The organism is Guptibacillus hwajinpoensis (assembly GCF_005144865.1).
Classification (GTDB): domain Bacteria; phylum Bacillota; class Bacilli; order Bacillales; family Guptibacillaceae; genus Guptibacillus; species Guptibacillus hwajinpoensis_A.
Genome location: NZ_SWFM01000008.1, coordinates 26,924 through 50,241, shown reverse-complemented (window position 1 = coordinate 50,241; position 23,318 = coordinate 26,924). Strand labels below are relative to the sequence as shown.

22 protein-coding genes and 4 tRNA genes are annotated in these 23,318 nt (G+C 39.8%); 4 read left to right on the top strand and 22 right to left on the bottom strand.

Going from position 1 to position 23,318, the window contains the following annotated elements; genetic code table 11:
* Positions 1-676 precede the first annotated feature (676 nt).
* The 4 genes from FBF83_RS18645 to FBF83_RS18635 all read left to right on the top strand — a co-directional run bounded on the left by FBF83_RS18645 (position 677) and on the right by FBF83_RS18635 (position 3,639).
* The gene (locus tag FBF83_RS18645) at positions 677-1,258 is read left to right on the top strand and encodes a helix-turn-helix domain-containing protein (protein WP_136948661.1); all 582 of its coding nucleotides are present in this window, start codon (positions 677-679) and stop codon (positions 1,256-1,258) included.
* On the top strand, positions 1,251-1,415 hold the full coding sequence (locus tag FBF83_RS21010; RefSeq protein ID WP_169525633.1) for a hypothetical protein: 165 nt from the start codon (positions 1,251-1,253) through the stop codon (positions 1,413-1,415). Before FBF83_RS18645 ends, FBF83_RS21010 begins: the two co-directional genes overlap by 8 nt.
* Positions 1,416-1,476: 61 nt before the next feature.
* Positions 1,477-1,851 (top strand): hypothetical protein, encoded by a 375-nt coding sequence (locus FBF83_RS18640; protein ID WP_136948660.1) that lies wholly within the window; start codon positions 1,477-1,479, stop codon positions 1,849-1,851.
* A gap of 57 nt (positions 1,852-1,908) precedes the next feature.
* Positions 1,909-3,639, top strand: coding sequence for a recombinase family protein (locus tag FBF83_RS18635; RefSeq protein WP_136948659.1), 1,731 nt, complete (start codon positions 1,909-1,911; stop codon positions 3,637-3,639).
* On the opposite strand, the gene rlmH is transcribed toward FBF83_RS18635, so the two are convergent.
* The 22 genes from rlmH to ssb form a co-directional block, all read right to left on the bottom strand.
* Positions 3,574-4,053, bottom strand: a complete 480-nt coding sequence (gene rlmH / locus FBF83_RS18630; RefSeq protein WP_136948658.1) for a 23S rRNA (pseudouridine(1915)-N(3))-methyltransferase RlmH — start codon at positions 4,051-4,053, stop codon at positions 3,574-3,576. The two genes, FBF83_RS18635 and rlmH, sit on opposite strands and share 66 nt — an antisense overlap.
* A 109-nt stretch (positions 4,054-4,162) precedes the next feature.
* Positions 4,163-4,327, bottom strand: a complete 165-nt coding sequence (locus FBF83_RS18625) for a CxxH/CxxC protein (protein WP_136948657.1) — start codon at positions 4,325-4,327, stop codon at positions 4,163-4,165.
* 83 nt (positions 4,328-4,410) lie between these two features.
* Complete coding sequence (locus FBF83_RS18620) at positions 4,411-5,619, bottom strand: S1C family serine protease (RefSeq protein WP_136948656.1); 1,209 nt, start codon at positions 5,617-5,619, stop codon at positions 4,411-4,413.
* Between the two features lie 94 nt (positions 5,620-5,713).
* Positions 5,714-6,508: an MBL fold metallo-hydrolase gene (locus tag FBF83_RS18615; protein ID WP_136948655.1), complete on the bottom strand. Its 795-nt coding sequence runs from the start codon at positions 6,506-6,508 to the stop codon at positions 5,714-5,716.
* Positions 6,509-6,532: 24 nt separating this feature from the next.
* Entirely contained in the window at positions 6,533-7,432 is a 900-nt protein-coding gene (locus tag FBF83_RS18610; RefSeq protein ID WP_136948654.1) for a two-component system regulatory protein YycI, read from the bottom strand.
* Positions 7,419-8,801 (bottom strand): YycH family regulatory protein, encoded by a 1,383-nt coding sequence (locus tag FBF83_RS18605; protein WP_136948653.1) that lies wholly within the window; start codon positions 8,799-8,801, stop codon positions 7,419-7,421. Before FBF83_RS18605 ends, FBF83_RS18610 begins: the two co-directional genes overlap by 14 nt.
* Positions 8,798-10,600 (bottom strand): cell wall metabolism sensor histidine kinase WalK, encoded by a 1,803-nt coding sequence (gene walK / locus FBF83_RS18600; RefSeq protein ID WP_136948652.1) that lies wholly within the window; start codon positions 10,598-10,600, stop codon positions 8,798-8,800. Before walK ends, FBF83_RS18605 begins: the two co-directional genes overlap by 4 nt.
* Positions 10,601-10,607: 7 nt before the next feature.
* Entirely contained in the window at positions 10,608-11,315 is a 708-nt protein-coding gene (gene yycF, locus FBF83_RS18595) for a response regulator YycF (protein ID WP_136948651.1), read from the bottom strand.
* A 659-nt stretch (positions 11,316-11,974) separates the two neighbouring features.
* Positions 11,975-13,375: a M23 family metallopeptidase gene (locus tag FBF83_RS18585; RefSeq protein ID WP_136948649.1), complete on the bottom strand. Its 1,401-nt coding sequence runs from the start codon at positions 13,373-13,375 to the stop codon at positions 11,975-11,977.
* A gap of 226 nt (positions 13,376-13,601) precedes the next feature.
* Positions 13,602-13,674 (bottom strand) — tRNA-Phe (locus FBF83_RS18580).
* Positions 13,675-13,678: 4 nt separating this feature from the next.
* Positions 13,679-13,754, bottom strand: a tRNA-Asp gene (locus tag FBF83_RS18575).
* Positions 13,755-13,886: 132 nt separating this feature from the next.
* Positions 13,887-13,963 (bottom strand) — tRNA-Met (locus FBF83_RS18570).
* A 180-nt stretch (positions 13,964-14,143) separates the two neighbouring features.
* Positions 14,144-14,219: transfer RNA gene (locus FBF83_RS18565), tRNA-Lys, on the bottom strand.
* A 118-nt stretch (positions 14,220-14,337) separates the two neighbouring features.
* Complete coding sequence (locus tag FBF83_RS18560) at positions 14,338-14,775, bottom strand: PilZ domain-containing protein (RefSeq protein WP_136948648.1); 438 nt, start codon at positions 14,773-14,775, stop codon at positions 14,338-14,340.
* A gap of 124 nt (positions 14,776-14,899) precedes the next feature.
* Entirely contained in the window at positions 14,900-16,186 is a 1,287-nt protein-coding gene (locus tag FBF83_RS18555) for an adenylosuccinate synthase (protein ID WP_136948647.1), read from the bottom strand.
* 473 nt (positions 16,187-16,659) lie between these two features.
* Complete coding sequence (gene dnaB / locus FBF83_RS18550; RefSeq protein WP_136948646.1) at positions 16,660-18,021, bottom strand: replicative DNA helicase; 1,362 nt, start codon at positions 18,019-18,021, stop codon at positions 16,660-16,662.
* A 48-nt stretch (positions 18,022-18,069) separates the two neighbouring features.
* Complete coding sequence (gene rplI, locus FBF83_RS18545) at positions 18,070-18,513, bottom strand: 50S ribosomal protein L9 (protein ID WP_136948645.1); 444 nt, start codon at positions 18,511-18,513, stop codon at positions 18,070-18,072.
* Entirely contained in the window at positions 18,510-20,486 is a 1,977-nt protein-coding gene (locus tag FBF83_RS18540) for a DHH family phosphoesterase (RefSeq protein ID WP_136948644.1), read from the bottom strand. Before FBF83_RS18540 ends, rplI begins: the two co-directional genes overlap by 4 nt.
* Positions 20,487-20,501: 15 nt before the next feature.
* A complete protein-coding gene (locus FBF83_RS18535; RefSeq protein ID WP_136948643.1) occupies positions 20,502-21,428 on the bottom strand; it encodes a YybS family protein in 927 nt (308 codons plus the stop codon).
* A 580-nt stretch (positions 21,429-22,008) separates the two neighbouring features.
* Positions 22,009-22,308: an HPr family phosphocarrier protein gene (locus tag FBF83_RS18530; RefSeq protein WP_136948642.1), complete on the bottom strand. Its 300-nt coding sequence runs from the start codon at positions 22,306-22,308 to the stop codon at positions 22,009-22,011.
* A 171-nt stretch (positions 22,309-22,479) separates the two neighbouring features.
* A complete protein-coding gene (gene rpsR, locus FBF83_RS18525; RefSeq protein WP_048311135.1) occupies positions 22,480-22,716 on the bottom strand; it encodes a 30S ribosomal protein S18 in 237 nt (78 codons plus the stop codon).
* 63 nt (positions 22,717-22,779) lie between these two features.
* The gene (gene ssb / locus FBF83_RS18520; RefSeq protein ID WP_048311134.1) at positions 22,780-23,292 is read right to left on the bottom strand and encodes a single-stranded DNA-binding protein; all 513 of its coding nucleotides are present in this window, start codon (positions 23,290-23,292) and stop codon (positions 22,780-22,782) included.
* Positions 23,293-23,318 lie beyond the last annotated feature (26 nt).

Below are 23,318 nucleotides of genomic sequence, written 5' to 3'. Positions count from 1 at the left end.
TTAGTAGTCGGCAGTTGGTGACTGATAGTAGTTAGGCTGCTTAAGTGAGTTACTTTAGAGTTATATTTCCTGTTTCATGGGAAACGGCTCTGAGTGCACACTTCTCCCTGTGCAAATGTATAGACTACTCTACTTCTACACAAGGAGAAGCCATTGATGAGTATTCCCCGTTCCCTTTTGATTGGGTATCCGTATCATCGTGTTCATACTGACCATCTTTCTTTAATTCCCCATACAAAGGAGGAAATAAGAAAGATAAACGCTTTCCAGGTACTTCAGGCGCCCCACCTGCTTAGCCAACAATGTTGGATCTATGCGTTTCTCCGCTCGCTTAATTTTTCCACTATTAATGGAAAACTGAACCCCCACAACTTCTTTTTGTACGTAGAGTACAGAGGCATCGTTGCATTTATCCTCCTGACGTTTCAGACACAAGTATGAATTCATGTCTGCACCGAATGAACTTTATGACGTTGGCTTCATCTCACCTTACCAGTTTTTTGAATACGCTGGTGTCAGGCCGTTCCAGCTACACAATATTCACTTAATATATTTTTATCCTTCTAGAATGCCAAAGTCAACAACTTTTTATCTATTTATATAATTTATGAGCAAATAATTTTTCTAATTAGAAAATACATGCTATATTTAACTTATCGAAAGGAGAGTGCAAACTATGTACAACAGACAAGCCTATCAAACCAGCGAACAAGATCTAGAAGAACTAGCTGGAAAAGAAAGCGTAAATGAACGGATTGAGTGGATACGAAAAACAGCTTCAGTAATGAACGGAGGAGTTTACACTATTTCCAAAGTAGCAAACGACATCGGGGTAGGTCCTTCAGTTCTTACCAAACTAGAGTCTGGTTTTACTAAAAATCCAAATCTTGATTTACTCCAGAATTTGAGCAAATACTTCAATGTACCTATTAATGTTTTCTTTAATGAATACTATAGTTCTCCTACTCCATTCACAATATTTGGACAGAATCATTCGAGTTTAGATGCGGGTCCACTTTTCAGGGAGGCTTATCAAGTTAATCTGGCTTACACCATTTCTTCCTTAAATAGTGAGAATCCTGAACCCTTGGAAGACGTGGCAACAACCCTCCACTTAACACCATTGGAAATAGAGGAGTTTATGAAAGAGATTGAGTTTTTCGTTGATAAATTAAAAGCAAGAAAAGAGAAATGGGATTCCCAGCTAACAGCTTTGAAAAAGTTATCAAATAATGAGGAGGAAATCCCTTATGATTAACAATAATTCAACCTTAAAAGGTATTAATTGTAACGAAAGGAGACAGGGGAACCTACCAAATAATGAAGAGGCTTTTTTGGATAGAGTTGCGCTTTTGATGTCAAAAGCATTGTATGACTGGGAACATTCGAAGGTAGCAAAGGAAAAGGACGGATAGCTATTTCCTATTATCCCCAGGTTGTGCTTTGTCAAAAAAACAAAATACAGGAGGAATTAAAGTGGATATAACACTACAATTACCCAATTGGAGAACTTACGATTTAGGTTGTTGGGATACTTTGGAGGATTACCTTTGCTTTATGGTTAAAGCGATGCAGTATGCTCAAGGTAACGATAAAGAAATATTGTTACAGAAAATTGATGAACTCCATCATTACCTTGAAAGAACTTTAGGAAGAAGAGATCACACCTTGGTGATGCTTCAACTGAATTACTCTGATGTTTACCGCCAGCTCGTCCAAAAGCGATGGAGAATGTCATATCTTGATGATAAAGTACCGTATGATGTTGACGGTACTCTTACAGAAGAAGAACTTCCAAATGGATCCAAAGCACTTTACAGAAAGTTAGAGAATCGTCCTGCACCATTTTAAAAGATTACGAAGAGGCATTTTTGCCTCTTCCATTTTTATATACGAGGAGGAATTCAGATGGAAAAGTTATTGCAAGCAGTAATGTATGCCCGTGTTAGTACAGAAGAACAGGCTACAGAAGGTTATAGTATTAAAGCGCAGAAGGACTTATTAAACACTTTTGCAGAGAAACATAACCTAACGATCATATCGGAGTATATTGATGAAGGAAAAAGTGGGAAAAGCATAAATGGCCGCCCTCAAATGATTCAGTTATTAGAGGATGCCAAACAAAAAAAGTTTGAAGCAGTAATTGTATATAAGCTGGACAGATTAGCTAGGAAAACACGGGATTCACTCGAAATTGTGGAAACCTTAGGAATTCATGGGGTGCAGCTCATTAGCTTGTCAGAAAACATAGACACCACGACTCCACATGGAAAGATGTTTTATACTGTATTAAGCTCATTGGCTGAAATGGAGAGAGAACAGATTGTGGGTAGGGTGAAAATGGGGATGACTCAAAGAGCTAAAGAAGGAAAATGGAATGGCGGACAATGTTTTGGATATGACGCTAAAGAAAAGAAGCTAATGGTAAATGAAGATGAAGCCAAAATTGTAAAAGAAATATTTGCTTACGCTGATCAAGGGTTCGGTTACAAAAAGATTGTTGGTATTCTGAATCGTAAAGGGTACAACACTAAGAGAGGAAATGTGTTCTCTATAGGAACATTGAAAGGGATATTGGATAATCCAGTATATATTGGAAAAGTGCGCTTTAACCAATATGAGAACTGGGCTGAGAAAAGACGTTCGGGTAAAAATAATGCTGCCATAATAGTTGATGGGGAACACGATCCAATCATCCCACAAGATCTATGGGAGAGAGTACAGCAAAAGCGCTCTGTTCGTTCTTATAAACCTGTCCAATCAGACCATCCTTATATTCTGACAAAACTAATCCGCTGTCCCCAATGTGGTGCAGGGATGGTGGCTGGAAAATCCAAGGGACCAAATAAAACTTATCGATATTATAAATGTGGTACATTTCATAATAAAGGAGCGTCAGAATGCTCTGCTAATAGCATTAATGCAGATGTTGCAGAACGCCAGGTTCTTCAAGAGTTCAAACGTATTGTGACAGAGTCACAAACCCTCCAGCGACTAGTTCAAAAAATGAATAAGGAAAGAGAGCACGCAAAAGCACCTCTATTGGAAGAAAAGAAACGCCTGGAAGCATCTATAAATAAAAGCGAAAAGTATATTGCTAATATAACTGACAGCTTAATGAAAGACCCTGAACTACTGCCTATGTTCACTGAAAAATTAAAAGAACAGCAACAAGCTAAACTTTCCTACCAACATCACCTAGAAGACATCGAAGAAAAGCTAACAAATACATCAAGTAAACCAATAGACTTGATGGCGTTGCTTTACTTTGTAAGAAATCTCGATAGCATTTTAGAGCAGGCTGACAGTGAAGAAAAGAAAGAACTCCTTCGGATGATCATAAAAGAGATAGAGATCACACCTACGGCTGCCTCTCGAAGAGAAGGGAGACAAATAAACAAGATACATCTTCACTTCGATTTCACGCCAGCTGGTGTAAAAAAAAAGACAAAAGACCTTGTAAGGAAGCTCGGAAGCTATGCTCCTGATAAGAAGGTTGATTTATCAATCTTAGACAAAAATCCAACGGACAAAGAGATAAGGGACACATTGAAGTCCCTTTCTATTTTACCCTCACTTATGATACGGTTCACCTCTATTAATTTTAAAAGCCCTATAAACTTGCTCAACAAGCACTAAGCGCATTAATTGATGAGGAAAAGTCATTTTAGAAAAAGAGAGTGTATCATTTGCTCTTTTAAGTACATCTTCACTTAATCCAAGCGAGCCACCAATTACAAATGCCACTTTGCTTTTTCCATAGGTAGCAAGCTGATCCAAATCGTGAGCAAGCTGTTCAGATGTTTTCATCTTTCCATTAATTGCGAGAGCGATCACATGTGCATCAGATGAGATTTTACTTAGAATGCGATCTCCCTCCGCCTTTTTAACTTGAGTCATTTCAGTTTCACTTAAATTCTCGGGCGCCTTTTCATCTGCTACTTCGATTACTTCGATCTTGGCAAACGGACCTAATCGTTTTGTGTACTCAGCAATACCTTGTTTTAAATATTTCTCTTTCAGTTTTCCTACCGTTACGATACTTATGTTCATTACTTATCCCCACTTGTTCGCTTTTTCGTAAATCCACAGAAAATAAACAGGTTATCCACAGATTTTATCCACATATACACAATTTTCATCCACATGTCGTGACCGAATATTAGTTCGACACTATATATGTTGCAGGATTATTGCAGTATTCACAGGTTGTGGACAAACCGTTCATATCTTCTTGTACCTTTTCTAGTACTGGAAAATGACCTGTTTCATCGACGGCTACATCGAGCGCTAGCTCAACATGATCTTCACAACAAAGTAATTTCATATGATCCCTCCTTGTTCACTAGTTATCCACTGTGCATAAGTTTTTATCAAAAGGAAACAGGAGAGTTCCCCCTCCTGTTGTTTTTAAGAGCTCTGTTGTTCTGCAAGTGTTAGATCCACTTCTTGTTTTGTTCCTTCGCGATAAATTGTAAGTTTAACTTTAGCTCCAATTTTCTTCTTGGTATAAAGAAATTTTCGAAGTTCAATCGAGTTTTTAATTTGCTTACCATCCATTGCAGTAATAACATCAAGTTCTTTCAAACCAGCTTGATCTGCAGATGAAGTTGGAAAAACGCTCATCACTACAACGCCATAATCAACATCCTTTGGAAGCTTAAGCGATTCACTCCAATGATAGGTCGGTATTTCAGACAGTGATTTAGTGCCAATGCCAATCTCTGGTCTTCTTACTTCGCCATAGGACTCTAGGTCATTTATGATGGGGGCAGCCATATTAATTGGGATTGAAAAACCAATACCTTCAACACTGGATTGCGCAATTTTCATTGAGTTAATACCAATTAACTGTCCGGAAATATTAATCAGTGCTCCACCGCTATTTCCTGGATTAATTGATGCATCTGTCTGAATTACGTCAGCATTCCAATCAATCGTTCCATTTTGATCAGTATCAACAGGGAATGAACGCTCCGGATTACTGATAATTCCCTGTGTGACTGTTCCTTCAAGGAAACCAAGTGGATTTCCGATTGCAATCGCAGGTTCACCAGGCTTCAACGTATCCGAATCACCAAACTCTGCAACCGTTGTAACCGATTCTGAGGGGATTTTAAGTACGGCAAGGTCCATAAGAGGGTCAGTGCCTACAAGCTCCGCAGGAACGCGTTTCTCGGCGTTTAAACTAACCTCAATCTGTCCAGCACCTTCGACAACGTGATTATTTGTAACAACGAAGGCTTGCTTACCTTCTTTTTTATAAATAACACCCGAACCAGCACCGGCCTCACCATAATCTTCAGCCCAGAAATCTGTCTTTTGTAAATTAATAACCCCAACGACAGCTTTACCTACATTCTCAACAGCAGATGTAATATCATTCGTCACATCAATACTTATGTCTTGCGTCGTAGCACCCTGGTTCCCTACACCGCTCTCTTCCTCAGGTTCAGGAGCAACTTCAGGAACGACTCCAAAGTCTGATAGAGCTGGAACTGTGAAAAGAATTAACAATGCGCCAAGAACAGCCCCTAAAAGCCCAGCTGTAAACGCACCACCACGATTACCTTTCTGCTTCTTTGGTTGATTATAATCGTCGCCATCATAATAGCCCAATTTCTTCACCTTTCCTTTCAAATAAAAAGGAGACCTGTGCGACAGCTGAAAAGTTGCTTGAAAAAAATAGACACAAAGAGCCTAACAATAGCAGTTATAACGTTGTGACGAGCGTTGGATTCATAGGATCAGTATCGTATAAATCAATTTTATCTCCTATCAAAAACCCATTTTGTTCAAGCGTTTGTTGGACAGACAGTCTTGCCAGGTCTTTCATGTTATTATCTTTACTTAAATGGGCTAAATAAATACGCTTCGTTTGATCACCTATAACATCTGCTAACGCAGCTCCAGCATCTTCATTTGAAACATGACCCATGTCTCCAAGAATTCTTCGTTTCACATTCCATGGATAACGGCCCATCATAAGCATATTAATATCGTGATTGGACTCAAAAACCATCATGTCAGAATCACGAATTGTACCTTTTATTCGATCACTAACATAGCCTAGATCTGTTGCAATGCTCAGCTTCTTTCCTTCGTGATGAAACACATAGAACATTGGCTCTGCAGCATCGTGTGAGACACCAAAAGATTCAACATCAAGATCCGAAAATGTTTTAACGGTTTCCATATCGAAATGAAATTTCTGATCAACAGGAATTTCACCAATAAGACCACTCATTGCATCCCAAGTCTTTGCATTTGCATAGATCGGTAGCTTATATCGCCTCGCAAATATACCTAAACCCTTAATATGATCACTATGTTCATGGGTCACAAGCAACCCATCTAGATCTTTAGGATCTAGATGGGCTTTTGCAAACAATTCTTCTAATTTCTTACCACTTAAGCCAGCATCAATAAGAAGCTTATGCTTCTTTGTACCGACGTAAATAGCATTACCAGTGCTTCCGCTTGCAAGCACGCTAAATTCAAGAGACATACTACATTCCTCTCCTACTAACTACTAATCGCCTTTGGTTGACTGAGGTGATGAAGAATCCGGGTCAAACGTTTTGTCGTTACTTTCATCTTCCTCTTCGTTATCACTCTCAGTATTTTCTTCCGAGTCACTAAAAACAGTTTTCTCGATCGCATTTACATAATAATACCGCTCAGGTTTATCATTCTTTTTATTCTCCACAACAACTCGCCAAGTTGGCACGAATACAAAAGTATCCCTCTCGTCTTCACTTGTCACTGTATAATAGCCAATAGAGACATCTTGGACTTTATCATAAGCGACAATATCTTGTTGACTAACTAAGAGACCAATCGTTTCAGAGACGGGATCAATCTTACGCTCTTTCACTATTTCCTTCAAGTTCAAGTAAGTCTGAGTGTAGGATACGATTTTATCATCTTCTAACGTCACAACGACCATACCAGAATCTTGACTGTAGAGTGGTTTATCTTCATGAGTTTCTACAAAGTAAACAATATTAGGATCATTGGAATCTTTTCTAAAATATTGATACTTTCCACCTTCGTATACATACGTTTCTAGAAAAATAGAATATGCTGAAGGTGCATCTGGATCACTAATTAGATATGGCTTTTTAAGCGTGGAAATGAGCTTTCGACCATTAATCGTAATATCCTGACTTGTATTCTCTTCGAGTGTTTTTTCCTCTTTGTCTGTAAAGTAATGAACATTCCCACTAATAAAAGCCATTTTCTTAGACTGAAGAGAAGGATCATTATCATACGTTACATTTAAGTCTTTTAGCTGTTCATCAAGCGTAACTTGATTCTGCATCTCAAGACCACTTATATCTGTCTGCTTTTTATATAAGTCACTTGCAAGAAAGATATTAAACACAAGGAAGGTTAGAATTAGTATCGTTTTCGTTCTATTCCAGTCCAAATGCTACCCCTCCTTGTTCATTGCTTAGTGATTGAATAGGAGTCCACGCTTGGTTTAATTTAATATACCACTGTGGAACGAGAGAGAATTCTTGGGATTGGTTAAGAGAACGATCAATTGTAAAACCGATTGTGATGTTTGTAATTTCACTCTGCTTAAAACTCTCCTCACTCAAGAGAGATAGCACCTCATCATAACCTGGTAACGGACGCTCATCTATTGGATTAGCGTATTGAATATTCTTTAGCATTCGCGTATACGTACTCACTTCGTTGTTCTTAACAACCACATTAATTTCATCAAGATCTTCAGAAGAAGAACTGAAAACAGGGTAACCTTCTGTATTTAAGCGAAATGTCATTTGATCTGTTTCAGTCTTAGAGGAGGAAGCCCATTCACTTAGTAAATAATCCTCTTCGCTAAAATCATTGATGCGAAAACCGAAGTGTTTATTAATAAACCCATAAGCATTTAAAATCGGCGCCTCATTATCAACATAGCGTCCAGTCGTAGACGGTAGGTTTTTGAAAACCATGTACTTATTTTCAAGAAATGTTAAATCACGACTACCATCTGTGTAGACAGTCTTAATATTAAACGAGCTCTTTTCAACACGATCTTGCTCTGGGAAGAGAGCTTCTATAAAGTTCTGTTCATTCGCTAATTCGTCCGTGCTTACCTCATAGGTTGGTATCACTTGTGTCTGAATAGGGATGTAGAAAACAGGCAAATCTTCTTTCACTTGAAAAGCCTTTGCTCTTATGACTTGTTCTTCAGTTAACGCATTCTTTATATCAGAAGTAGCAAAGTTATCTTCGTACCACTTCTCCATTCCACTAGATACTTCAACTGCTGCACGCATACCAAGCTCTCTTGACGTATTCAAGAATATAATCTCATTGTTTTTACCTGTTGCAACTGAAGGGATAATAATCCGATCAAACTTCTCAAGTGGGATATCGGCTTTTGGAACACTAATTAGCTTCTTCAAGACATTATTCGATAGTAGAGTTGGAAAAATAAGCTCCACACTATTATCCATTTCACGTACACTCTTAAGATTGTTTTCCATCGTTAAGGATTTGATTTTTGTTCCAGAGATGAAAGTTGTGTAGAATGGGCTAATCGTTTCAGAATTGAAAGAAGTAAAATGTTGATTGTTCTTATGATATACGATTTGGTTCGGCTTAACGACTTGATTAATGTCAACGTCTTCCACACCTACTGGACTTGCTTCCTTTGGATCGGTTTCTTTCTGATAGTCTGGTTCAAACGTCCAAATTTGCCACGTTAGGAACAAACTCGTAACCACCAGAATATTTAACAAAACCGCTTTAAAATTCTCTATTCGCTTCTTCGTAATTCTCATTTGTCCCCGACCTCCCTTATGCGTTTATAAGGGAGCGTAAAGTAGATTGTCGTACCTTGTCCCCATTTACTCTCTGCCCATATATCACCGTGGTGAGCGTGAATCATCTCTTTTGCAATGGCTAGGCCTAGCCCAGTGCCTCCGAGCTCTCTAGAACGGGCTTTATCCACGCGATAAAAGCGATCAAATATTTTTGAAAGATTGTTTTTAGGAATTCCAACACCTTGATCACTAATGCTAATCCTAATCTTCTTCCCGATCGTCCAACATCTGGCCGTGATTGTACCTCCTTCTGGAGAATACTTGATTGCATTAGAAATAATGTTATCTAGCACCTGTGTCATTTTGTCTTGATCTACTTTTGTATAGATCGCAACACGAGGAAGCTGTCTAACAATCTCAATATTTTCACGTTTAGACATTTCAAAACGATCAAGGACATGATCGAACATCTCTACAAAATCCACCTCAGTAAACTGTAAGCGATATTCTTTTTTGTCCATTTTTGATAGCTGCAATAAGTCATTGACCAAGCGAATCATTCGCTCCGTCTCGTTCTGAGCAACACCAAGGAAACGAGGAGCAATCTCTGGGTCTTGAAGCGCTCCCTCTTGAAGAGCCTCAAGATAGCTTCTCATCGTCGTAAGAGGTGTACGTAGCTCATGCGATACATTCACAACGAACTCGCGACGCTCTTGTTCAAGCTGCTCCTGCTCAGTAATATCATGTAGCACGGCTATTAAACCATTAATAGGCCCGTCCTCTTTATGGATGATCGAAAAGTTAACACGCATGATAAATGTTTGATGATCATTGCTTAAATCTAGAATCATAGAATCAGGTCCATTATAAACATCATCCCACGTCTTATCTTCAGAGAATTGTAGGATTTGATTTAAAGAAGTACCAAGAACCGTTTCACGTGAAACGCTCATCATTTCTTCAGCACGATCGTTCATTAGGATGATCATACCTTCTCGATCCGTTGCTATAACACCATCTGTCATATAAGCAAGTACAGAAGTTAGCTTGCGCCGCTCTCCTTCAGTAATCGAATTTGCTTCCTGTAGCCTTCGGGTTAAATCATTAAAAGCAAGGGCAAGCTGACCTATTTCATCCTCACCGTACACTTTTACTTTACGTGTGAAGTCTCCACGTGCCATAACAAGAGCTTGTTTTCTCATGTCTGATATTGGACGTGTAATCGTACGCGATATGATTATGCCAAGCAATCCAGTTAGTACTAGCGCAATAAGAGCAGATTGCGCTAAAAGATTGTTCACTTGATTAGCCTGTTCAAATACCTGTTTCATGTCGGCTTGAATGTAAACAGCACCTACAATCGAATTTGTTTCCCCTTTAATTGGGAGGCTATAGGCAAAAAAGCGATCTCCGTCTTTATCGATAAAAATATTATTTTCTGATACTCCGTTAAGAGCACTATTAACAAACGTATTTGTAGAGCGAGACCCCTCAACGCCTTCATCATTAAGGGTTCCAACAATTTGACCTAAGGAGTTCACTACGTGAATTTGACGAATTTCATCTTGTCTAAAATTCTCAATTAAATCATTGATTGTATTTTCTTCTTCATCACTTTTACTATTCACTTGACCGGAAGCACTATCAGCAAGTAGCTCAGCTCGATCCATAACGGATGTGATGTAATTCGTTTGAAACTGCTCTTCAAGCTTTTCATTAAAATAAACTGAGATAAACTGAATAGCAATAAGAATCAGTAAAACGTATACGATGGCAAACTTAAAATGAATGGACTTAAAAAAACCAACCTTCCCCATTTAAGCCTTACTGCTCCTGTTCCGGTTCACGCATGTAATAACCTACACCACGTCTTGTAATAATCCACGTCGGATGGCTTGGGTTATCCTCAACCTTCTCGCGCAGTCTACGAACCGTCACATCTACCGTTCTCACGTCACCAAAGTAGTCATATCCCCAGACCGTTTGAAGAAGGTGTTCGCGTGTCATTACCTGACCTATGTGTTTGGATAAGTAATGAAGTAATTCAAACTCTCTATGTGTAAGCTCAATTGATTCTTCTCTCTTCGTAACTAAATACGCATCCGGATGAATCGTCAATGCTCCTACTTTAATCAATGAATTCGTTGTTGATTCCTTCTCAGGCTCTTGCTGGCGACGTCTTAAATTTGCCTTAACGCGTGCAATAAGCTCACGCGTGCTAAAAGGTTTAGTTACATAATCATCTGCACCAAGTTCAAGTCCAAGAACTTTATCGATTTCAGAATCCTTTGCTGTTAGCATAATAATAGGCATCTCATACTTCTTTCGAACTTCACGGCAAACCTCCATACCATCACGCTGAGGAAGCATAATATCAAGAAGAATCATATCGGGTTTCTCTTCTTCTACTTTCGCAATCGCTTCATCACCATCATAAGCACAAACAACCGTAAAGCCTTCCTTCTCAAGATTAAATTGCAGTATATCTGCAATTGGTTTTTCATCATCTACAACAAGGATTTTCTTGTCCATTTAAAACGCTCCTTCTTTGATATGACAATATCAGTTAAACGTTGAAATTAATCATGCATCTTTCAGTCTATTTTATCATATTATGTAGGTTTTATTTATGATCTTCCCATACAGTCGTTCCCTTAACTTATAAAGCAAAAACTTTTTGGTTGAGATTGTCTCAATAAGTGCAGTGGTTGATTTCCGCTTCAATCAGCAAAGTTTGGCTTCTGTCCAAAACCTTTTTCAACACAAAAAGGATCTTTTTTATAAGAGTGAGTGAATTTCCGCTCCAGGATGCTCGCTTTCCGCGGGGCGGGCGGTGAGCCTCCTCGTCGCTAACGCTCCTGTGGGGTCTCACCTGTCCCGCTAGTCCCGCAGGAGTCGATCATCCTTACGCTCCAATTAGCTAAGTCTGGTTATTAAAACAAAATTCTTTCAAAGTAAAATTTTTTAGAAAAACCTAAAAGTGAAGCTACATTTTTTACTAACAATAAGGTTATGTTAGATCATATTGTTTATTTCTCGATTTTTGGCTCATTCGAGTGAAACCTCAGTTTCACTCGCCTTTCAGCTCGCTGAAAGGGTCACCACGGCGCGTAAATGAACCAAAAATCAACACTGTTCTTTAACATAGCCAAAATAAAAGAAAACCTTCAGTGTGAACTGAAGGTTATGTGCTATAGGTATTTCATTGGGTTTTGGAGTTTTCCATTTTTATAAACTTCGAAGTGAAGGTGAATACCTGTTGAATTACCTGTTGTACCCATTACTCCGATTTTATCTCCTTTTTGGACTGTATCTCCAACCGAAACAGACATGGATGAAAGGTGCGAATACGTCGTCTTAAGACCATTGTTATGGCTTATTGTAATTTGATTACCATAACCACTTCTTGTTCCTGCAGCTGTGACCGTTCCATTGTCTACTGTACGGATCGTTTTGTTAGATACTCCTGCAATATCAATCCCTTTATGGAAAGAGCCCCAGCGCTCGCCCTGCTTACTTGTAATTGTTCCGCCAACAGCAGGCCATCCAAAAAATCCTGAACCTTTAGAAGTAACTTCCTTCGTACCAACTAATACCACTTCAGTAATAGGTTCGTTCATTACTTCTTCCTCAATGACGTCCTTATCAACAACTTTTCCATTCTCACGTTTCACTTCGTACGTAACAGACTTCGTTCCCACTTCTCCTTGCTGTGTTACTTTCTTCTTCCCTTTTTCAAGGGAATCGCTTTTCTTGGTTTTCGTCTCATAATCAATCTCTTCATCTTCATCTAATTCGATTATTTCAGTTACCGTTACAAAGTCTTGCTCTTTCAATACTTGAAGCTGATCACCTTGTGTTATATCTTCTTCTTTCGAAAGATCATTTCTTTTCAACAGATCTTCCTCTTCCATATCGTACTTATGAGCTAGATCTTTCAAAGACTCGTCCTCTTCTACTTCATGTTCCACTTCTTCTTCAAATCCATTAACAAGTCTAGAGACACCATTATCCTCCGTGATCACATCCTCAGGACTTGAATCTACCTTCTCAATCTTTAAGTTTTCCTCGTATTCTAATGAATCCGCAGGGTGACGCTCTTCACCTGTCGCCAACAAGTTTTTCGTCGTTCTTTCGATTTCTTGAACTGTTTTCTCAGATAGAAATGGCTTTGCATAACTCCATAAAGCATCTTTTGCTTGTTTCTCGCTAGCAAAAATGCCAACCTTCTTATCATCAAATGATAGCTCATATCCTTCAGCAACGAACGTTAATTCTTCGTCTAAACGATCAAGAGCTTCCTCATTATCATAGGAGGATTGAAATTGGGTGGTTGCTACGACTTCCACATCATTTTCAACGGTTAGCGCTATCCCTTTAACGTTCTGATCTTTCTTTAATTTATCTATATTTTCATTTAACGTTTCTTCCTGATCGACTGTACCAATATCTTCACCATCTATATAAACGTGATAAACAGGCTTCATTAAATTATGCACCGAAGCCCCAGCTGGTTCTATCCATAAAAGCGTGCTAACGCTCGTTAAGATAATTGATAGTTGAAAGAGACGACGGACTTTAAATCTTCGCATACTGCTTCCTCCTGAAATAGCTAAAACGCACTTTTTAAACTCACTTTTTGCACTTTATCATAGAACCAAAGCTACACGGGTACAAATACTCAACTTGTAACAAAAATGTAGTCTTTTTGTCACGATCATGGCAGACCATGGTAAGAAATTGGAATGTTCTTCATCCCGTGGTATTCTGATACAACAAAAAAGCATATTTCCCGAAGGAAATATGCTTTATCGTAAGTGGCTCCGGACGGAATCGAACCGCCGACACGTGGATTTTCAGTCCACTGCTCTACCGACTGAGCTACAGAGCCAATATGGCGGTCTCGACGGGAATCGAACCCGCGATCTCCTGCGTGACAGGCAGGCATGTTAACCGCTACACCACGAGACCAGTATGTAAGTGTATTTCGCTCACTAACGTTAGAAAGGAATGATATCTAGCTGTGAGTTTAGGTTGCCCCTAAAGGGACCCCGATTAAAATTTAACGAAGAAGATTATTCGACGTAGCTAAATTTTTTAAATTGGTTGCGGGGGCAGGATTTGAACCTGCGACCTTTGGGTTATGAGCCCAACGAGCTACCGAACTGCTCCACCCCGCGACAATGTGAATGAATTCATGCTGTGCCTGCTTCTTTAATGCAGTGCACTGTTTCTTCCTCTACAAGGTTATGCTTTGATGCGTATCCGTCGAAACAACTCGTTGTTGTTTCAATGATGTAACGCTCGTTGCTCCACCCCGCGACAATGTGAATGAATTCATCTTCTTCTTTGAAAGAAAATGGTGAGCCATGAAGGACTCGAACCTTCGACCCTCTGATTAAAAGTCAGATGCTCTACCAACTGAGCTAATGGCTCGTCATATATGTCTTGTAACGACGACAAGACTTATCTTATCACTGCTTTTCGGAAAAAGCAAGGTTTGTTTTAAATAAAATAAAAAAACAAGTGAGAGATAAACGAAGCTGATGTTAATTTACCCCTCTGCCTGTTTTTTTAGCCGCTCTTTCATCATTTCTCGAATTTCTTGCTTGCGTCGATGACGTTTAATTGCAAAGCGATTTACTTCTTGAAAGATAAGGGAAGATTCTTTATCTGTTTTAAGATAAAATTTCACACCGAAAAAATGGCTAGCTCTTGTATTAGGATCATTAGGATCGTTTGGCTTCCCCCAAACAACTTCACCCTTAATGTGAAAGGGCTCGTCGTTCAGTTTTATCGCAAATTCCATATCTGTATGCATCGGTACTTCCAGGTCAACAGAAAATCCAAGGCCTTCTAGTCCAATATCATGAATATAAATTTTGTGATTGAATTCCAATTCAACTGGTGACGATTTTTCTACGACTCTCATCCTTGCAGCAAGTGGCACATCGAGCTGTTGACGAAAGACCTGTCTTTTATTCCGACTCATACAAACACCTCATCAAAGCATAACATTTTGATAGTCCAAGTTTACCACAAACCGTACTTTTCTGCAGAATTTTCCAACATCAATTCAATAAAAAAAACGGCAGGTAATTACCTGCCGTTTCGTATTAAGCAAATACGCCACGAATCATATTTGTTTGGTTGCGGTCTGGTCCAACTGAGAAGATGGATAATGGAATTCCAGACAGTTGTGACACACGCTCGATGTAATGACGAGCGTTCGGAGGGAGATCTCCTAAATTCTTAACCCCAGTAATATCTTCTTTCCAGCCTGGCATTTCTTCATAAACAGGCTCACACTGTGCGAGGACTTTCAGACTTGCTGGGAACTCCTCAATGATTTCACCTTTGTATTTGTACGCAGTACAAATCTTAAGGGTTTCAATGCCTGTTAGAACGTCAATTGAATTCAGGGAAAGATCAGTAATCCCACTCACGCGACGAGCATGACGTACAACTACACTGTCAAACCAGCCTACGCGACGTGGACGTCCAGTCGTTGTTCCATATTCGTTACCAACTTCACGGATTTGATCTCCAACTTCATCGTGAAGCTCTGTAGGAAATGGACCATCACCAACACGTGTTGTATAAGCCTTAGAAACGCCTACCACGTGATTGATTTTACTTGGACCAACTCCAGATCCAATTGTAACGCCACCTGCGATAGGATTAGACGAAGTAACATAAGGATATGTTCCTTGATCGATATCAAGCATAACACCTTGTGCGCCTTCAAAGAGTACACGACGCCCTTCATCAATTGCATCATTTAGTACAACAGATGTATCCACCACATACTTTGCGATCTGTTGGCCGTACTCGAAGTATTCCTCAAGAATATCTTCTTTCTTGAAACCTTCTACTTCGTACATCTTCTCAAGTAGACGGTTTTTATCAGCAAGGTTACGCTCAAGTTTTTCTTCAAATACTTCTCGATCAAGTAAATCACAAATACGGATACCGACTCTAGCTGCTTTATCCATATAAGCAGGGCCGATTCCTTTTTTCGTTGTACCGATTTTGTTAGCGCCTTTGTATTCTTCTTCAACAATATCTAGTTTTAAGTGATAAGGAAGAATAACGTGAGCACGATTGCTAATTCTCAAGTTATCTGTGCTTACATTGCGTTCATGTAAATAAGCCAATTCTTCGAGAACGGCTTTTGGATCAACGACCATTCCGTTTCCAATTACACAAATTTTATCATCATAGAAAATTCCAGACGGAATCAAGTGAAGTTTGTATTTAGTGTCATTAAAGACAATTGTATGTCCAGCATTATTTCCACCTTGGTAACGAGCAACAACTTCTGCATTTTCAGAAAGATAATCAGTAATCTTACCTTTACCTTCATCGCCCCACTGTGTACCTACCACAACTACTGATGGCATTTGAGCACCTCCAGATGCTTCCTTCGAATAAATTCGGTGAAGCACGCTTGTTTTTTAAAAAACCCAGAGTAAGTGTACCAATTCGATCCCCTTAAGTCAACAAACCCGAACAATAATATATATAAATATAAATACGTTCGTTATTTTGGGGGTCGTTTTATTAAAATAGTGCATTAATACCTTTTTTAAAAGGCTCTTTTTGTATAATTTGTTGCTATAAGAGTAGAGGTTGATTTGCGCTCCAAGATGCTTGCTTTCCTTGGTGCGGGCGGTGAGCCTCCTCGTCGCTTACGCGCTCCTGTGGGGTCTCACCTGTCCCGCTAGTTCCGCAGGAGTAAAGGACCTTCCGCTCCAATCAGCTAAGTGGTGTTCTCTCTGGAAAAATCTTTTAAAAAAGAGCATTTAGAAAAGAGCATTCTAAAATGGGCTCTTCTCAGTATAGCCAACAAAAAAAGCCTCAAACTGAGGCTTTTTTAAGCACCTGGAGGCATGTCACTTTCGTCATGACGCCTCTCCAAATTAACAAACTTATTATATTCCTTAACGAAGGCAAGCTCAACCGTCCCTACTGGACCATTACGCTGCTTCGCAATAATTATTTCAATAATGTTTTTATTCTCTGATTCTTTATCGTAATAATCATCTCGGTACAAGAATGCCACGATATCAGCATCCTGCTCGATACTTCCAGATTCACGTATGTCAGACATCATCGGCCGTTTGTCCTGTCTTGACTCAACCCCACGCGAGAGCTGTGAAAGAGAAATGAGAGGTACTTCAAGCTCACGTGCAATCCCTTTTAAAGACCTTGATATTTCGGAAACTTCCTGTTGTCTGTTCTCCCCAGATCCGTTTCCTCGGATAAGTTGCATATAGTCAATAAGAATCATGCCAAGACCTTTTTCTTGCTTTAAACGTCTACACTTAGCACGAATATCACCCACTCGAATACCAGGTGTATCATCAATATAAATACCTGCATTCGAGAGACTACCCATAGCCATCGTTAGCTTCTGCCAGTCATCTCCTGTCAATCCACCTGTACGTAGACGTTGGGCATCAATGTTCCCTTCAGCACAAAGCATACGCATAACAAGCTGTTCTGCACCCATCTCAAGACTAAAGATCGCAACGTTCTCATCCGTCTTCGTAGCGACGTTTTGAGCAATGTTAAGGGCAAAAGCCGTTTTACCTACTGATGGTCGTGCCGCTACGATGATCAAGTCATTTCGCTGGAAGCCTGCCGTCATACGATCAAGCTCAGAAAAGCCTGTTGGGATACCTGTGATATCTTCCGTACTGTTCTGTAGCAATTCAATATTATCATAGGCAGTTACAAGAACATCTTTAATGGAAATAAATGCACCTGTGTTCTTGCGCTGAGAAACCTCCATAATGGATTTCTCGGCTTCTGAAAGAAGATTCTCGATCTCATTCTCTTTCGCATATCCATCAGAAGCGATATCGGTTGCTGCACGTATCAAACGTCTTAATATTGATTTCTCTTCAACAATTTTTGAATAATACTCGACATTGGCAGCCGTTGGTACTGAATTAGCTAGATCACTTAGATATGACACCCCGCCAATTTCCTCGAGAAGTTTGCGATCCTGGAGTTCTGACGTCACAGTGACCAGATCAACAGGCTCGCCTTTCTCAGAGAGTTCAATCATCACAGAGAAGATCTTCTGATGGGCAGCACGATAAAAGTCATCTGGCTGAAGGACTTCCGTTGCTGTAGTAAGGGCATCTATTTCTAAGAAAACAGCACCAATTACTGCCTGTTCAGCTTCAATATTCTGAGGTGGCGTACGATCAGCAAATAGATCACTCATGTTGTTTTCCCCCTGAGTATTTCGCTATTTTCCACCCGTGATTACCTACTATTGCTCTACCACATGTACTTTAACTGTTGCTGTTACATCATGGTGCAATTTAATCGGTACATCTGTGTAACCAAGGGAACGGATTGGTTCATCAAGTTCAATTTTACGCTTATCTACTTTGATGTCCTTCTTTTTAAGCTCTTCAGCAATGTTCTTGCTTGTAATAGAGCCGAAAAGACGACCACCTTCACCAGATTTTGTTTGAAGTTCTACTTCAAGACTTTCAATCGTTTCTTTAAGCGCATTTGCTTCATCAAGCTCTTGCTGAGCTTTTTTATCATCGCTCTTCTGTTTCGCCTTCAATGTCTTCATATTTGCATTATTAGCTTCAACAGCAAGATTATTCTTTAGCAGGTGATTTCGTGCATAGCCGTCCGCTACATTCTTCACTTCACCTTTTTTGCCTTTACCTTTTACATCTTCTAAGAAAATCACTTTCATGATTCTTCTTCTCCCCCTTCTAAATAATCATCGATCGTTTCTTTAAGTAAAGTTTCAGCTTCTTCAATGGAACCCGAATCAATTTGTGTTGCTGCATTTGTTAAATGCCCACCACCATTGAGACCTTCCATGATAATCTGTACATTCACTTCTCCAAGAGACCTTGCACTAATGCTGATTTTACCATCAGTTCGCTTGGAAATAACAAATGATGCAATAACGCCGCTCATAGATAACAATGTGTCTGCAGCTTGCGCAATTAGAACCTGATCGTAAGTTTGGTCTTTCTCGCCTAGCGCAATCGCAATTCCGTTACGATAAATATGGGCTTTTTCAATTATTCTTGCTCGACGAATATACTGCTCTATATCTTCACGAAGGAACTCCTGTACAAGAACGGTATCTGCACCGTGCGCCCTTAAATAGGAAGCCGCGTCAAACGTCCTTGAGCCTGTCCTAAGCGTGAAGCTTTTTGTATCAACAATAATACCAGCCAATAAAGCTGTCGCTTCCATAATGTCCATTTTAAGCCGTTTCGGTTGATATTCAAAGAGTTCAGTAACAAGTTCTGCAGTAGATGATGCATAGGGCTCCATGTATACAAGAACCGGATCCTTAATAAATTCTTCTCCACGCCTATGGTGATCAATTACGACCACGTGATCAAGCTTTTGTAGAAGTCGTTCCTCCATAACAAGTGAAGGTTTATGCGTATCAACAACCACGAGAAGAGTGTTAGGAGTACAACTTTCAATGGCATCCTCAGGATCGATGAAACGAGCCCATAGCTGCTCATTCCCCTCAATTTCCTCCATTAATCGTGATACACCACTCGTTTTTTGATTTTGATCGTAAACAATAGAACCTTCCTTGCCATTTGCCTGAGCTACTTTCAAAATACCAATCGATGCACCAATGGAATCCATATCAGGGTTTTTGTGCCCCATTATAATAACCTGATCACTATCGAGTACAAGTTCCCTTAAAGCATGAGAGATAACTCGCGCTCTAACTCTTGTACGCTTTTCGATTGGATTTGTTTTCCCGCCATAGAACTTCACCTTACCGGTTGTTTGCTTAATTGCAACCTGGTCGCCACCTCGTCCAAGTGCTAGGTCTAGACTAGACTGTGCAAGTTGGCCTAGTTCAGTAAGCGTACTATGACCACTTCCAATACCGATACTTAGCGTAATTGAAATATTTTCTTTTGAAGTTGCCTCACGAACTTCGTCAAGAATTGAAAATTTATTTTTCTCAAGTTCATGAAGAATTTTTTGATTTAGAACAGCGAAGAATTTCTCTGAGGAACTACGTTTCAAGAAAACCCCCTGCTCATCTGCCCAATTATTTAGAATGGACGTTACTGAGCTATTAAGATTACTTCGCACTTGGTCACCAAGTCCTTGCGTCACCTCTTCATAATTATCAAGGTAAATAATGCCAACTACCGTTTTTTCCTCATTGTAAAGGCGCTGAATCTCAACTTTTTCACTCACATCAAAGAAATAAAGAAGTCGCTCTTCCTGTTTAAAATAAGTCTTGTACTTACGATCATTAATCGTTAGTATTTCTTCGTTTGCTTCTGATTTAACAAACGGGATAATTTTCTCGGAAATATCATTCAAAGAATGCCCAATCAACTGTTCTTTCTCAATCATAGTTGGTAAAAATGGGTTGGTCCACTCAATGTGATATTCCTCATCATACAGCAGGATCCCTATCGGCATTTCCATAAGGGCTTCGTCCCCTACCTTTTTAACACGATGAGAAAGGGTCGAGACATAGTCTCGAAGGGCGTCCTGAAAAGTAGACTCAGCCCTAACAGCTGTATAAACAAGAAGCGTCATGACCAATACGCTCCCGATACCAAGTATCCAATTGTAATAGGTGATGATGCCGATAAACAGGATGGAAATGACGAACAAGGCTACCACATGATAACCATGCCACCGTTTCGTTAAAAACTTTGGCATATTTTCAGCTCCTACCTATGATTTCATTCTTCTACGCAATTCAAAACCGAGATCAATAATCCCAATGATAACAACAAATGTTGTTAATGCGAAACCAAGAAGAGTTAATAGAATTGGCACAACAAGTGGCCAACCTTTCTGATGACTAAAAAAGTAAATAACAGCAAGGCCCTGAACAAAAATCAGAGCATTTAAAATAGAATAGACATTAATGGCTGCAACAAAAGCAGTAGATCCTTCTTCTAATCCAACCATCATTAGAATGGTAACAACTAAATAATACCATAAAAAACTCTTCGGAAATGCCCATTCTCGGATTGGTTTAAATACCGGTGGCTTAAAGCCTCCAACCCTCTTCAATACCGGAACAGAAATGAGTTGAGAAATAAGGGCAATCGCAACGCCAAGCATAACAAGAGCAGTAGGAATAAGATAGCGAATCACTCCAACTTGTTCCAATAATTGGTCGAACCGGTTACTATCTTGACCGAGTACGTTGGATAGTGATTCAGCTTGACGAATAGATTGATTAAGCATTTCCACAGCAAGGTCAGCTGGGTTCTGGCCGATTAGTAAAATACTAGAGATAAAAACAAGAACAAGACTAATTACGTAAGCTACACTACTACCAATTAAAACAGCCAGTGCTGATTTATGGCTATAGTAAAGATAGCCCGCTGTTAAGCCTCCAAGACCAAAAGTAAGTGAAGCAATAAGAGATGGAATACCTGCAATCAAAAAACCAAGAACAATCGTAACGCCCCACATCACAAATCCACTACCAGGTCCATTTCGTACCATCATTAAAATAAACGGTACAGGCAACGTCCACAAAGTTAGCGAACCAAGAAGCGGTACATAAGTCGTAATAAGAAATAACACACCAAAAACAGCAGCAAGCGCTGCACCTTCAACTAACTGCTTAACAGTTTGATTCTTCAATAGTCTACTCCTTTTTTGTAAAGCGTAAGTGGCCGGTTAGGCTCGACAAGCACTGGAGGCATTATCTATGAACACGCTTTTTGTGTTCATTGATTATGGTGAAGTGATCGAGAGCCTGGCCACTGCAGCTGGATCTCACGTAAAGCGGAGCGGGCCTGTTAAAATCCGCAGGATGTTGGAGCCCATGAGACTGAGACGTTTTTTGTCTCATTCGATTGGGTGAAACAGCCGAAGGATTTGGCCCGCGCAGCTGGTTCATGTAAAGCGTAAGTGGGCGATAAGGTCCGACAAGCGCTGGAGGCCTTGCATTTGAACACGTTCTTTGTGTTCGGATGAAAGGCTGAAGCGACTCGAGGACCTGCCCACTGAAGCTGGATCATGTAAAGCGTAAGTGGCCGGTTAGACCCATATGAGAACTTCTAAAACTCACATACTTAAAAAATTAATATTATAGGAAATTAAAAACGGGTCGAAATCCCCTTACTACATTGTAAGAATTTCTGCCCGTTTCAGCAAATTTTTCATTTATTAGAATAGTGTGCAATAAAAATAGGCTGTTTAACGAACAGCCTCATACTTTCTACATTAAAGATAATGTTTTCTCAGTAACACTGTCCATTTCTTTCGTAAGCCAATCAGCTAACTGAATAGATGCTGTTTCCGCGTCTTCACCATCAGTAATCATAAGAATAGAATCATTTTCTTTCACTGTAAGATTGAATGTAATAACGCTTGTTAAATTCTTACCATTAATACTGTGACCATTTCGATAGAGTGCTACATTACTCTTAAAAGATTTAGCTTCTTTCACAAAAGAGATGAGAGAATTCATATTAAGCTTACCCGTTAGCGTAATTGAAGTAGTTTCAACGTTGTTCATTATCCTGACATCCTCCTTACAGATTTCCTGTAAAGAACATATACCCTACCTTGAAGTGATCGTAAACCATTTATTGTGAAATACTATTGTACAGAGGCACATAAGTCATCTCTCATTATGATAAACAAGTATGCAAAAAAGCAGCAGGACGAATCCCGCTGCTTTTAAAGCTTACTCACCAAGTACGTATGGTAGTAAAGCCATTTGACGAGCACGTTTAACCGCACGAGTCAATTGACGTTGATATTTAGCGCTAGTACCTGTTACACGACGTGGAAGAATTTTTCCACGCTCAGATACGAAACGCTTAAGAAGATCTGTATCTTTATAGTCGATGTAAGTGATTTTGTTTACTGTGAAGAAACAAACCTTTTTACGACGACCTCTGCGTCCACCTGGTCTTGCCATGGGTAGTTACCTCCTTTGCATTTAAAATTCGTTCTCTGTTTTCACCGCTCGAAACAGAGTGTATTAGAACGGCAAGTCATCATCTGAAATGTCGATCGGCTTGCCATCGCTTGCAAACGGGTCATCTCCAAAATTGGAATGATCACGGTTGTTATCACGATTTTGGTTCTGATTCCCGTAACCGCCGGTTTCTCTGTTTTGGTTGCCGCCACCGTAGTTGCTACTGTTGCTGCTTCCGCCACCGCCCTGGTTTGCACCTTTAGGCTCGAGAAATTGGACGCTTTCAGCCATCACTTCTGTCACAAACACACGCTGTCCCTGGCTATTATCATAAGAGCGAGTCTGAACTCGTCCATCTACACCAGCAAGGCTGCCTTTTTTCAAGAAATTGGCTGCATTTTCTGCCTGTCTGCGCCATACAACAATGTTGATGAAATCAGCTTCGCGGTCTCCCTGCTGATTCGTAAACGGGCGATTCACAGCAAGTGTGAAGTTCGCAACCGCTACGCCACTAGGGGTATAACGCAATTCAGGGTCTTTTGTTAAACGTCCAACTAATACGACGCGATTCAGCATCAGAACCCCTCCTATTTATAAAACAA